The organism is Thermoanaerobaculia bacterium, from assembly GCA_035593605.1.
Lineage (GTDB): Bacteria > Acidobacteriota > Thermoanaerobaculia > UBA2201 > DAOSWS01 > DAOSWS01.
Genome location: DAOSWS010000002.1, coordinates 1 through 13,066, shown reverse-complemented (window position 1 = coordinate 13,066; position 13,066 = coordinate 1). Strand labels below are relative to the sequence as shown.

The following is a 13,066-nucleotide window of genomic DNA, read 5'->3' as shown; positions in this document are numbered from 1 at the left end:
AAGTGTGATTTGAATCACATTATCCTTTAAATTACTGGATTATCGTAGGAATGCCATGGTCGACACGTCTCTCATTCTCCTCAATGGCACAGGTATTGCATGGAAATAAGTACGGGAGATAATGATGAAGGCAAACCATTTCTTTCTTATTCTGTACTCACTGGTTACCGTTTCCCTCTTCGCGGGGATGCCGACCCTGAAAACCATCACACTCGACGGCAATCCCTCCGACTGGACCGAGGTCCTTGCCAATCCCCTTCAGGTCACCATGGATGGAGACGGTTCCTCCATGGACCCCGCTCTTTGCGGCACTCTGTCCACCGATCGGGACTGCCCGGTCAGTTCGGTCGGCCGCGACCTGGGGACCTTTGCCTGGACCTTCGACAACACCTACATCTATATTTACCAGACCCGCCTCGGGCACAGCTCCAACGTTCAGGATTTCTGGTTTTACATGGATGTCGGGCAAGACCAGCTCATGAATACGGGAGATTTTGTCCTGCACGTCAAGTACCAGGGAAGCAATCGATCGTCATCGACCGAATTGTGGCATTACGCTGAAGCCGGCGGCGATCCCGACCCGATGGTGGATCTGGACGGCTGGGCCGACGGCTATACGCTCCCGGGCTGGCCCAGCGGATACGTGGGATCCTATGGGGATCCCAAAGCCGGGTTTTCCGACGGTACGGGCTTCGAGACGCGTGTCCCGTGGACCGATCTGGGCATTCCGGCAGGAACCGGTATCTTTTTTCATGTTGGATCTTCCAACGGGTCCAACCTCCCCACACAGATCGACGACAATTGCGGCGGTCCCGACGGAGGGATCGGTACCTTCGGATTCTACCTCCTCGACATTTCCCCGGATCAATCCGCCTCCACACAGCCTGATAACACCGTGACCTTTTCTCACATCGTTGAAAACACCGGGACCTTTGACCTTTCGATCGATATGAAGCTTGCTTCCTCAAACGGTTTTCCCCTTACCCTGCGGGACTCGTCGACTGGAGACACGATGGGAGTGGATGCTAACGGAGACGGTGATTTTAACGATGGAGGCGATTACCTGAATCCAGCCTGTGATTCCAACGGGAACGGGTATCCAGACACCGGATCGATTGTACCGGACACACAGGTTCCCATCTTTCTTGACATCACGGTTCCTCCCGGGACTCCAAACCTCGTGGAGACCGCCGTAGTCACAGCCTTCAACGCAGACGAGGGGGTGGATGACACAGCCACCGACACGCTCATGATCGGCGATATCCAGGTCGAGCCTGACCGGGATCTCAGCGGAACACCCGGTACCGCCGTGTTTTTCTCTCACACCGTGATTCATTACCTCCTGACCGATGCCATACAATTGAGGGCCGTGACCAATCCCGGCTGGGCGGTCACCCTCTATACGGACCCGGAGGGAGATGGGATACCCAACGACACGATGGGAGTGGATGCCAACGGCGACGGTGATTATTCCGATCCGGGAGACAGCGTCAACCCGCTGTACGACTATGATTCCAATGGCATTCCCGATACAGGCCTTCTGACTGCCGCAACAGCCTGTGCCTTTCTCCTGGAAGTTTCGATTCCGTCCGGCACCGCCCTGAACACCGTATGTTCCATAACGCTCTACGGCTCCACGACAACGCTGAACGGGAGCGTGCTGGATACGGCAGCGGACACGTTGACCGTGCTTCCCAGGCTCTCCATCGAGCCGGACCACCGGGTCGCCGACGACACCAACGCCTACGGTGCCGCCGGCCATTCAGTCTTTTTCCCGCATGTCGTTACGAACGCTTTTGGAGCTGAGGACACGGCGGATCTCAGCTATTCGGCGTCCAATGGTGCCACCGTATCTTTCTGGAGTGATCCGAACTGCGATGGATCCATCTCGGACGGATCCACCATCGCCAACACCGGAATCCTGTCCGCAAACGGTGGTTCGAGGTGCATCGTCGCCGAAGTGCATCTCCCGGCTTCACTGACCGGGGGAACAACGGTTTCGGTATTCATCACCGCCACTTCACAGGAAGATCCCGCGTGGAACGATACGGCCACGGATGAAATCCGTATTTCCTACCTCGTGCCCTATGAGGACGCGGTTCGGTCGACCACGGCCACTCGATTCGCCCACTGCTCCACGGTGTATGTCACCGGGTACAACTTCCAGCCCCTCGACCAATACACTCTGACCTACAACGACCCGACACCTCTGGAACGCCAGCTTACCGATACCATTGCCAGCGGTATCGGCCGGTTCAACGACAGCTACACATTTTTAGATACTGAATATACCGGATCCTGGGAAATCATGGCCGACGACGGTTCCGTTGTCTGGGACACGATCATCCTGACCCTTGAGCCTTTCGGAAACACGAATACCATCGATCCCCTCTCCACCGGACGCCAGCGATACGATCTTCTGGCATCCGTAGGGATCTCTGCCCGTCTCAACAATACCAACCTCGGGGGGGAGTACACCGATTCGGTTCTCAAGGAGGTCATCCTCTCCGGTGACGGAACCCTGTACTGGGACGGATCGGCCATGGCTCCCTATTCGGGAACCGAGTGGTCCCGAATCTCTTCTGCGTTTTCCGTGAACGCCCAATCGAACCGGACGGACACCTTCACCTTTCCCGGCGTGGACTTTCCAACCCCGGGCGTCTGGCAGGTTCATGCACGCTGGGAAGCATCCTGCGGCTATGAAATCGCGGAGCAATCCGTAACCTATCTCGTCGGAACTACGCTGGAATCGTACGAAGATAGTTTCTATTCAGTCCCGGGGGAAACATTCAATCTCCACGACACCGTGTATCTTTCCGGAGAGTACTACTACCCGGGCACTTCCATGACGGTGGCACTGTACGATGAATCGGGGACCCTTATCGACACATTGGTGACGGTTTCGAGCGGAACCGGGAACCTATCCCTTTCCATCGACACATCCGGGTGGAGTTCAGAAGGCTTGATCCATGCCGTCGTATATCTGACCGGGACCTCGCCTTCCCCGGTCTATGATGCCGGCGATCCCGATCTGCTCGGAAAAGATGAGTTCACCCTGGTCCGCCTTCCCGGCCTTCTCCGGAATGAGGATTACGGCACTTTTGGACCTGCTATCTTTGTTCAGGCCTATCCCGACGACCCGGCCCTCGATCCCGTCGCAGATCTGGAAAAGGTGGACTTTCGATCCCTGGATTCCTTCCCCCATGAAGCTCTGGATCTGGATCCCTCCGCTCCCGCCCTGATCTTCTATGAGCTGGACAAGAGTCTGGAGACCCTTAGACTCACGAAACAGGGAGGGAGAATTGTCATCAACTACTGAGCCGGAACCGCCCCTCGACTCCGATGAGAAGGAGGGTCACCTGTCGATCTTCTTCAGCGACGGGGGAAAGACGATTGAAATTTACGGGAATGGAGAAGGTCTGGAAGCCCTGGTTCACCGCTTGAAAACACTGATTCAAAGCGGCAAAGGAATTGAACTGAAGACGCCCAGTTCCGGTGGGCGCGGGTTAAGTGAAGAGACGGCATGCGTGAAAACCAACCAGGTTCAAAAGGTCAGGATCCACCGGATCAACCACGCCTGATTTCGGGTCCATACCAGGCCGGGGTAAAAAAGGCACGACGATGACTCGTCGTGCCTTTCGAATTCAATCTTGCAGAATCATTCTCAGTCGTCGTCGCCGTTTCCGCCCTGACCCGATTTTCCGGCCAGAATCTTCTCGTGAATCAGGTTCAGGAGCCGATCACTTTCCTTCTGCACGGAATCAAGGACCTTCCGGGCTTCATCCCGGGTACGTTCGACATAAACGGAATCAGTGACACCTTCCATGTTGATCATGACGTTGAGATAGGCACCCCATGCTGCGGTTCTCGCTGAAGCCGCCGCGACTCCGGCATCGCTTGCGGCATTGGGATTTCCATTCAGTGCCACAAATTCAACCAGGGGAAGAATCTCCTTTGTCCGTTTGAGGACACCCAGGGGAACATCGATGGCTCCGCGGGTGGCAGACTGAATGGCGGCCTCCCGGGCCTCGATTTCTTCAGGACTCTTCGAGGGAAGACGGACGGCATCCAGAATATCGTTAAAGGCATCGGTATCCCGGTCGATATCGGAGAGAAAGGCATCTTTGAGCTTCTGTCCCGTTTCGGCCACATCATTCATTTCATCGTTGTGGGCTCGAAATCCCTTCTTATTGAAGGTCAGGTTGGCGACCATGGCTGCCAGGCCTGCAGAGAGGGCGCCCACAAGGGCGGCGACGCTTCCGCCTCCAGGAGCCGGACTGTCCGATGCCAGCTCGTTGGTAAACTCACGGACCCCCATCGCAACCAGTTTCCCCTCCTTTAATCCGATCTTATACTCAATGATCTTTTCCTTTGGATCGAAGGGAGCGACTTCATCCAGTCCCATGGACTGCACGGCGGTCTGAATCAATTCTTCTTCCGAAACCCCGGAAGAGGAGGTCTGGCGCTTGAGATAGTGGCGTCCAGCCTGGAGGATCGGCTCCAGGGGAACCATGCCGACAACCTCGCTTCCGGTAACGCGAAGACCCTTTTCTTCCGCCAGCCTGCAGGCCGCATCAAAGACGTCATGGGGAGGGGTGACATGGTAATTGGTCAGATTGATGGAGATCTGTGCGCGACGATATTCATCAATGAACCATCCGACCGCCTTGCACTCCTTAAAGAGTCCCGGTTCACGAATGGCCTCACCCTTTTCATCTTTCAGGGTGTTTCCATCCTCGTCCTTGGCGATCCGCCCCTGCTCCCGGAGGGAAAAGGCGATGCCGTTGGCCTTGAGTTTGTTCTTCGTATTGAGATTGATGTTATAGGCGATGAGGAAGGGCCGTGCCCCGATGACCGTGGCTCCTGCCCGTGCGTTAAATTCCGCAGGTCCGAAGTCGGGAGCCCATTTCGGGTCATTCAGCTTCTTGGGAAGAGCTTCGTACTCCCCCTTGCGGATGTTGGCAAGGTTTTTCCGCTCCGGGGTCGCCGCCGCAGCCTCGTAGAGATAGACGGGAATCTTTAACTCTTCACCCACCCGCTTTCCAAGCTTCTTCGCCAGCTCCACGCAGTCGTCCATCGTCACACCGGCTACGGGAACGAAGGGACAGACATCTGTCGCCCCCTGCCGGGCATGTTCCCCGCGATGAAGGCGCATATCGATCACTTCAGAGGCCTTTTTGATCCCCTGAAAAGCACCCTCTACAATGGCATCGGGGTCTCCCACAAGCGTCACAACGGTGCGGTTGGTGGCTGCACCCGGATCCACATCCAGGACCCGCACCCCTTTCACGCCCGCCATGGCTCCGACGATGGCGTCGATCACGTCTCGATTTCTTCCCTCGGAAAAATTTGGTACACATTCAACGAGCTTCATGCAACCCTCCTTCGAGAACCCGGGCAAGCCCCTCCGGAGTCGGTGAATCCAGGACAGCCACGGGATAAGGTTTTGGAATTGCGCCGGCGGTCGTCCGGCCGATCGCAAGAATTGTAACATGACGCAGGGCTTCTCCCGCTCCGTGATGACGGAAGGCGGCTCGAACCTGGCTCGGGGCAAAGAAGAGGACCCCATCCGACCTCTTCAGGGCGGAGAGAAAAGGCGTAGCATCTTCGAAAGGTTCGGGGCGATAGAGGGGGACCCGGTCAATAGTGAACCCGGCAGAGGATAAAAGATCGGGCAATTCCTGTCGCGCTTCCGCGGAACAGGGATGGAGGATCCGGTCACCGGATGCAAGCAGAGGAATCATCTTTTCCGCCAGATCGGCGGCCGAAGCTCCCTGGACGTCACACCTCCCGGCCGAAACGGCGGCCCGTGCCCCGACGCAGGCAATTTTCAGGTCGGCGCAATCGTCAGGAGAGACGAGGGAATAGAAGATTTCTGCGGCTCGGCCGGACGTCAGCACCAGCCATCTATATCGATCCAGAGAAGGAAGAACGACATCGGCAATGGGTTGATATTCCACAACGGGGCAACAGAGAAAGGAAACACCTTTGATCTGCGCGGAAAGCCAGGTTGCGGACTCCTCTTCAGAACGGGTGAGGATAATCGTCCACATGAGCCATCACCTCGGCTGCACCCTGATCGAGAATTCTCTGACCGAGAAGCATACCCAGGGCCGAGGGGTCGCCACCCTCCCCCTCCTCCCGGGTGAAGAATGAGCCGTCCGGGCTGGCCACAAACCCGACCATTCGGAAGCGATCACCTTCTTTCCAGCAGTGTCCGCCCATGGGAACCTGGCACGAACCCTCCAGGATACCCAGAAAGGCCCGTTCAGCTTCCGCCAGCCGCATGGTGGAACCATCCACGATTCGGGATACGGCTTCCAGGACAGAAGCATCTCCCTTGCGGCATTCCAGCCCCAGGATGCCCTGACCCACGGCGGGAATCATATCCTCAGGAGAAAAGAGATCGGTAATCCGGTCCGAAAGACCCAGACGATGGAGACCTGCGGCCGCAAGAACGGCACCGTGGAGGTCTTCCGTTTCAATCTTTTTCAACCGCGTTTCCACGTTTCCCCGAATGGGGACGATCGTCAGATCGGGACGCAGCTTGAGGAGCTGAACCGCCCGTCGCAGGCTTCCCGTGCCGACTCTCCCTCCTTCGGGGATTGCGCGGACCGTCAGGCCGTTCTTCCCGGCAAAGGCATCCCTTGGATCCTCCCGGCTCAGATAACCAGACATCACGAGTCCATCCGGAAGGAAGGCGGGAACATCCTTGAGACTGTGAACAGCGAGGTCTACAGTTCCTTCAAGGAGCGCTTCTTCGATTTCCTTCAGAAAGAGCCCCTTGCCTCCAATTTCGATCAGTGCACGGTCCTGGATTCTATCCCCCTGCGTCACGATGGGGACCAGCTCCACCTCGATTCCAAGATCCGAAAGCTTTGCGGAAACGTGGTGTGCCTGCCATAGCGCAAGAGGGCTTCGTCGCGTACCAAGTCTCACCTCAGTCCTCCTTCAGTCCGAAAATCCGCCGAATGAGCTGTATCGCATGCTCTTCTCCCGAAAAATCCTTCATCTGCACAATGGGCTGATGGAGAAATTTATTGAGAAGAGCGTTGGAAAAACGTTCCAGGGTCTGTCGCTGATCTTCCGAGATTTCACCCATGGCTTTAAGACACCGGCTCAATTCATCTTCCCGTACGGATTCCATTTTCTGACGAAGCTCCTGTATGGCGGGAGCGATGGAGAACTCCCCGAGTCGATTCATAAAGGTATCGACTGCGGCGGATACGAGCTTTTCGGCTTCTTCCGCACGTTTCTCTCTTTCCTTACGGTTCTCCTCCACCACGTGCTGGAGATCATCAATATCGTAGAGGTAAATCTGATCCACCCTGGAAGCCTCTTCTTCCACATCCCTGGGAACGGCAATATCCACAATCAGCTGGGCCGCATGCTTTCGTTCGCGCTGCGTAATCGCAAGCATGTCCCGGGTAAGGATGGGAAGCTGAGACCCGGTACTGGTAATCACGACGTCAGCCAGAGGAAGGAGTCGGGAAAGGTCCTCAAGGCCGTGGGCCGTTCCTCCAAATTTCCCTGCCAGATCCTCCGCCCTGGAGAGGGTACGGTTGAGAACCATGATCGTTTCCACACCGTTTTCTTTCAGGTGGAGAGCCGCCAGCTCACACATCTCCCCTGCACCGATCACCATGCATGTCTTTCCGGCAAGCGATCCGAAAATCTTCCTGGCAATTTCGACCGCCGCGAAGGAAACGGAAACGGCACTTTCGCCAATTCCCGTATCGGATCTTATCTTTTTTGCCAGGTGAAAGGCTTTCTGAAACAGGACATTCAGCAGTGTGTCCGTCTGACCGAGATCAAAGGAGATCTGGAATGCCTCTTTGACCTGACCGAGAATCTGGGGTTCCCCTAAAACCATGGAATCCAGTGCCGAGGCCACGCGAAAGAGGTGCTTGACGGCTTTGTCCTGACGATAGGTGTAGATCATGGGTTGCAGAACTGCCGGATCCATGGCCAGGTTCTCTGCAAGAAGGGAGCGGATATCCCGGTCCAGAACCGGATCCGCATGGAGGACAAACTCCGTGCGGTTGCAGGTCGACAGGATGACACAGGAGGAAACGTCCTCCAGGTTATAGACACGTTCCAGTACCGCGGGGAGTATTTCCTTCGAATAGGCGGCCTTCTCCCGCACTTCCACGGGTGCGGTACGGTGGTTTAATCCGACGAGCAGGATTTCCTTCATCCCAGGCGAATTCCAGAAAAGGCCAGCAGAATACAGGCAAAGCCAAGGAAGTAAAAGACGAAGCTTCGTCTCCCCTTCACGTGGAAGAAATGCTGTGCCAGAACCAGGATGGAAAAGACAACCCATGCCGCCACACCGCCCAGGTTCTTGGGGTTGGGGGAAAACCACACATTTTTCGAGATAAAGGACCAGAGGAATCCGAGCAGAATCCCGAGAGTGTAAAGGTAATATCCGCCAATAAGGGAACGCCAGGCGAAGTGTTCCGACGCGCTCAGGGAGGGGATCAGGTGAAACCAGGTTCCCAGGTCGTGGCGCTTGAGGGCTTTCTCCTGCATGACAAAGAGGAAGGTGTAAAACATGCCCGTGAAGATGCCTCCAATCCCGGCCAGGGAGACGATGATATGGATGGCAAAGAGGATGTTCGAAACCCCTACTCCCGCAAAATCCCGCGGCAGGAGAAGAGAAAAGAGTGAGAGAATGATCACCGTCGGGATAATGAAAACGGCAAGGGCTCCCCACTTCCCCAGAGCCTGCATGATGAAGTAGATGATAAGCACGAAGACAGCAAGCTCCGAGAGGACATGGGCCAGGATGGCCATGGGGTGGCCGCTTATAACCATGGAGATGATATGGAAGAGGAGACCGGTGCCGAGAAGCAGGTTGACAATTCTGGACGGAGCCCGATGCTGCTTCACAATCCGGAAAACCGCAACATAGAGTGCGGCACTGTAAAGGAAGAGAGCGGCTGCAAGCCAGACGATATCAGGGTGGACGCTCATTCGGGTATTGTACACCAAGGAAATCGAGTCCCCGAATATTCCCGGTTGGAATAGTCTAATGGGACACACAGGTTTTAATAGAGATTGCCTTATGATAAGATAAAAACTAAATCTACAAGGAGGGCAACATGAAAGCATTGGGCCTGTTTTTTTGTATCACTGGTATGTCAATAGCTCTTATTGCCCTGCCGCCTGGTGGTGGGAGTAAAGGAAAAGGAAAGAGCGGCCAGCAGTCCTCCACATCAAAATCAGGACAATCGGTTTCAGGACAATCCGGGAGTGGAAGTGGTTCTGGATCTTCTTCCCGGAGCAGTGGTACCCAGACGAGCGGATCCGGAAATTCCCGCAATTCGGGAACAAATACCAGCTCTGGATCAGGCTCCGGATCGAAGAATTCCGCAGCAAAGGGATCCGGTTCGGGTGTGTCGACCAATCCCAATCCTTCAGGGAACCAGCAGACCATATGGTACGAGGAGTCCAGGCAGAAATCTTCCGATTCAGGCAGTGGAAGCCAGGGCTCACAGCAGGGAAGTGCCGATGGATCCGGCAGTCAGAACGGATCCAGAACCATGAACAAGTACATGAAAGCCCAGCGAAGCCAGATGAAGGACGGCTCGGGAAGCGGATCAGGCAGTGGATCCGGTTCTGGAAGCCAGTCCGGCAGCGGTTCGGGCAGTAGCTCCGGAAGCGGTAACAATTCGGGCAGTGGTTCCGGAACCGGTGACTGTGATGGATCCGGCTCGGGTAACCAGTCCGGCAGCGGCCAGGGTACTTCCCAGGGTGACTCCGCCGGCAATTCGCAGGGCCAGTCGGGAACGCAGCAGGGAACCGGAAGTCAGGAGGCAGGTTCCGGGAACTCCAGCACCGACAACGGTCAGACCCAGACCGGAAAACAGGGCGGACAGCAGAGCGGGAAACAGGGCGTCAACAAGCAGGGCGCCAAATCCGGCTCCAAAAGCAAGTCCAACAGCAAAAGCTAAAAGAACATAGCTCAGCACAGTCACAAGGCAATCCGAAAGGCCGCTCCCGTAATGCGGGGGCGGTTGGTTTTTTCAAGGAAACTGTGTCAATTCAGAGATCGTACCAGGCGGGCATCTCTCCATATCGCGTATCCTTGACAGTCCCGGTACAGGAGGCATAGAGTAGGCGTATCTCGTTTGGGAGGGATGCCATGAATCATCGCCAATTTCTTATCATTATCGTCATCACCCTGGCCGCGGCCGCGGCCTTCGCTTCTTTTCCCGCGACGGAGTCCTTTCTCCCCGCGGCGGGAACGGGACCCGGAGCCATGGGGTCCTACTGGTCCACGACCGTCTGGGTCTACAACCCGGGGTCCACCGACGCCGTCGTGACATTCGCGCTCCTTGCGAGGGAGCAGGAGAACCCCGGCCCCCTCACCTTCACCGACACGATCTCCGCGGGGAAGACCCGCCGGTACGAGGACGCCATCGTCACCATGTTCGGGATCGACGGCTTCGGCGCCCTCAGGATCACGTCAACAGAACCGGTTCTGGTCAACTCCCGCATCTATTCCACGCCTTCCGGAGGGACGGAGCGTGATTCAGCCGGCCAGTTCTTTTCCGCAGTGCCTGCCAGCTTCGCCATCGGCCAGGGGGAGACCTCCGATCTATTAGGCGTGCACCAGACCAGCCCCAAGACAGACTCCCTCTTCCGCTACAACGTAGGATTAGTGGAGACAACCGGTGCACCGGTGACGGTAAAGCTGACCTTTCTCAGCCCCCAGGGTTTGCCCATCCACGAGACCTACGCCGATATAGGAGTCTTTCAGCCCAGGCAATTCGCTGCAGAAGAGCTCTTTCCGGCCATCGACGGGGACAACTTTCGAATCCGGGCCGAAGTGGTCTCGGGAAACGGAAAGGTCCTCCTCTACGGTTCCGGCCTGGCCAACCAAAGCAACGATCCCTCCACCTTCGAGATGCGTTTTAAGGATGACCTGCTCGCAGAGAATGCCTCCACCGGTTCTATCACGGGAGTAACAGCTGGCAACGGCCTCACCGGAGGGGGCTCCACCGGTGATGTCACGCTCCATGTCGGGGGTGGAACGGGAATCCAGGTGGGTGCTGATGCCATTTCCATCGCTGTTCCTCTGGAGCTCTCCGGTGGTGGGACTCACACCATCCGAGCCTCCAACGTCGACGGCGCCGGAATCGCCGGTTTTTCCCAGAGCACTTCGGGCATGGGTGTCATGGGACACAATGACGTGTCGGGAGACGAAGGACGTCTGGGAGGCTACGACTATGGAGTCTACGGATTTTCCCAGAGCGAACGCGGTGTCTTCGGTTCCTCTCCCGCCGGCGTGGGTGTCTTCGGGGTCCATTCCGCCAGCAATAACCAGGGAGGATTAGGAGCCAGCACCGCCGGTGCGGTCGGTATTGGCTACAATGGTTACGGTGTCATGGGGCAGTCTGTGAATAGCGCCGGGGTATTCGCCCAGAGTGATAATTCTTACGCCCTTGTGGCGGGATCATCCAGTTCCATTTCAATTTTCGGTGTGAGCGGTGGAGGCAGCGGCTACAGTCCCGCCAACCCTGTGGATCTGCGGGCGGCGGTGTGGGGAGACAGCGGCGTCAGTGCTGGCGTTATGGGAACCTCCAGCCAGGCCTACGGGAACGGAGTCCGGGCGATTGCCCTGGGTCAGGGAGGAAGGGGTCTCCAGGCCTCCGCGGAGGGTGACAACGGTGTGGCCGTCTATGCGATCGGGGCGGGAACCAACGCCAGTGCCGGATACTTCGTGGGGAACGTCAACGTCACCGGTTCACTTTCCAAGGGTGGAGGAAGCTTCAAGATCGACTACCCCGACGACCCCCTGAACTTCTACCTTTATCACTCCTTCGTGGAATCCCCCGACATGATGAACATCTATAACGGGAACATCACGACCGACCAGTCCGGCGAGGCCGTGGTCACTCTGCCGGACTACTTCGATTCCCTGAATCGGGACTTCCGTTATCAGCTCACGGTCCTGGGTTCATTCGCGCACGCCGTCGTCTGGCATGAGATTGAAGGCAATACCTTCGTCATCCGAACCGACCGGCCCTTTACGAAGGTCTCCTGGCAGGTGACCGGCATCCGGAAGGACCCCTGGGCCGAGGCCCATCGCATACCGGTGCGGGAGGAGAAGCCTGTGGAAGAGCGGGGCCGCTACCTCCACCCGGAAGCCTACGGTATCGTCACGCAGCCCTGAGGAAGAAGGGGATCCGCCGAGGGGACATGTACTCGTTACGTGTCCCCTGACAACCGCTGCAGTAGACGACCTGTGGTGTGAGAAATAGTAGTCAGTAGCCTGTAGTCAGGGAACTCAGTATGGACTCATCGATGTAATGAGTTACCCACCTGCACTCGATCATCTCAGGCAACCATTGAATTACGGCATATTTTACGTGACGAGTCCCGGTTAACCTGCTATGATTTATCTACTCGTTCATGAACAATCAAACCGATGCTTCAAAATCAGAAAGTAAGATTAACAATGCGATCATCATCGCCATTTTCCTGTTATCACAATATCTCGCCACTGTTTTTTTAAGAAAATTCATGATCCTCGTTGTTGTATCTGGTTTTTTTAATTGGAAATCCTATTTTGACTATATTATTTTCGCTCCCCATTTGGTTTATTTGATTCTTTGGGGTTCATCGATCATCATGGTCATCTATTATTTGATTTTCAAGCGTAAATGGATTGTATCATTCATGCTCATTTATTTACTGGTAGTGATTATACTTGTAATCATTGTGGCGTATTCCAACACATTCCCAACTGATCCCACATGGATATTGGACTTGGAGTAATTTCATCTTTAGAAAATGATGTAATTGTTGAATTACAGAAGATCTCCTCCAGGCCATGGGTCGTCGTGACGAAGCGGTGCAGACGGGTGGAAACGCAAGGAAGGCGACCGAGACACACCGGAGGTGTAGCCGGAGGCTACAGTGAGGATTGTCGAGGGAGCATGACACAGCGGATTCGCCCGGATCCGCCGCTGCAGTAGACGACCTGTGGTGTGGAGGGGATTAAGAGCCGACGGGCGGACTTGACGCGAGTGTACCCCAGATAGCCCTCTATGGAGCG

9 protein-coding genes are annotated in these 13,066 nt (G+C 56.1%); 3 read left to right on the top strand and 6 right to left on the bottom strand.

Annotated elements, in window-relative coordinates:
- The first annotated feature begins 124 nt into the window (after nt 1–124).
- Nucleotides 125–3,319 (top strand): hypothetical protein, encoded by a 3,195-nt coding sequence (locus tag PLD04_01035; protein HXK66901.1) that lies wholly within the window; start codon nt 125–127, stop codon nt 3,317–3,319.
- Nucleotides 3,303–3,581, top strand: coding sequence for a hypothetical protein (locus PLD04_01030; GenBank protein ID HXK66900.1), 279 nt, complete (start codon nt 3,303–3,305; stop codon nt 3,579–3,581). The genes PLD04_01035 and PLD04_01030 overlap by 17 nt, the downstream gene beginning before the upstream one ends.
- Before the next feature lie 83 nt (nt 3,582–3,664).
- On the opposite strand, the gene ftcD is transcribed toward PLD04_01030, so the two are convergent.
- From ftcD to PLD04_01000, 6 genes are all read right to left on the bottom strand, one after another.
- Complete coding sequence (gene ftcD / locus PLD04_01025; GenBank protein HXK66899.1) at nt 3,665–5,374, bottom strand: glutamate formimidoyltransferase; 1,710 nt, start codon at nt 5,372–5,374, stop codon at nt 3,665–3,667.
- Nucleotides 5,361–6,053 carry a uroporphyrinogen-III synthase gene (locus PLD04_01020; protein ID HXK66898.1) on the bottom strand — a complete coding sequence of 231 codons (693 nt, stop codon included), beginning with the start codon at nt 6,051–6,053 and terminating at the stop codon, nt 5,361–5,363. The genes ftcD and PLD04_01020 overlap by 14 nt, the downstream gene beginning before the upstream one ends.
- Nucleotides 6,025–6,939: a hydroxymethylbilane synthase gene (gene hemC, locus PLD04_01015; GenBank protein ID HXK66897.1), complete on the bottom strand. Its 915-nt coding sequence runs from the start codon at nt 6,937–6,939 to the stop codon at nt 6,025–6,027. Before hemC ends, PLD04_01020 begins: the two co-directional genes overlap by 29 nt.
- Nucleotide 6,940: 1 nt before the next feature.
- Nucleotides 6,941–8,197: a glutamyl-tRNA reductase gene (gene hemA / locus PLD04_01010; GenBank protein ID HXK66896.1), complete on the bottom strand. Its 1,257-nt coding sequence runs from the start codon at nt 8,195–8,197 to the stop codon at nt 6,941–6,943.
- Nucleotides 8,194–8,976, bottom strand: a complete 783-nt coding sequence (ccsA, locus tag PLD04_01005) for a cytochrome c biogenesis protein CcsA (GenBank protein ID HXK66895.1) — start codon at nt 8,974–8,976, stop codon at nt 8,194–8,196. Before ccsA ends, hemA begins: the two co-directional genes overlap by 4 nt.
- Nucleotides 8,977–9,602: 626 nt before the next feature.
- Complete coding sequence (locus tag PLD04_01000) at nt 9,603–9,980, bottom strand: hypothetical protein (GenBank protein HXK66894.1); 378 nt, start codon at nt 9,978–9,980, stop codon at nt 9,603–9,605.
- 167 nt (nt 9,981–10,147) lie between these two features.
- Between PLD04_01000 and PLD04_00995 the strand changes: the two genes are divergently transcribed.
- Nucleotides 10,148–12,181 (top strand): hypothetical protein, encoded by a 2,034-nt coding sequence (locus PLD04_00995; protein HXK66893.1) that lies wholly within the window; start codon nt 10,148–10,150, stop codon nt 12,179–12,181.
- The last annotated feature ends 885 nt before the right edge of the window (nt 12,182–13,066 follow it).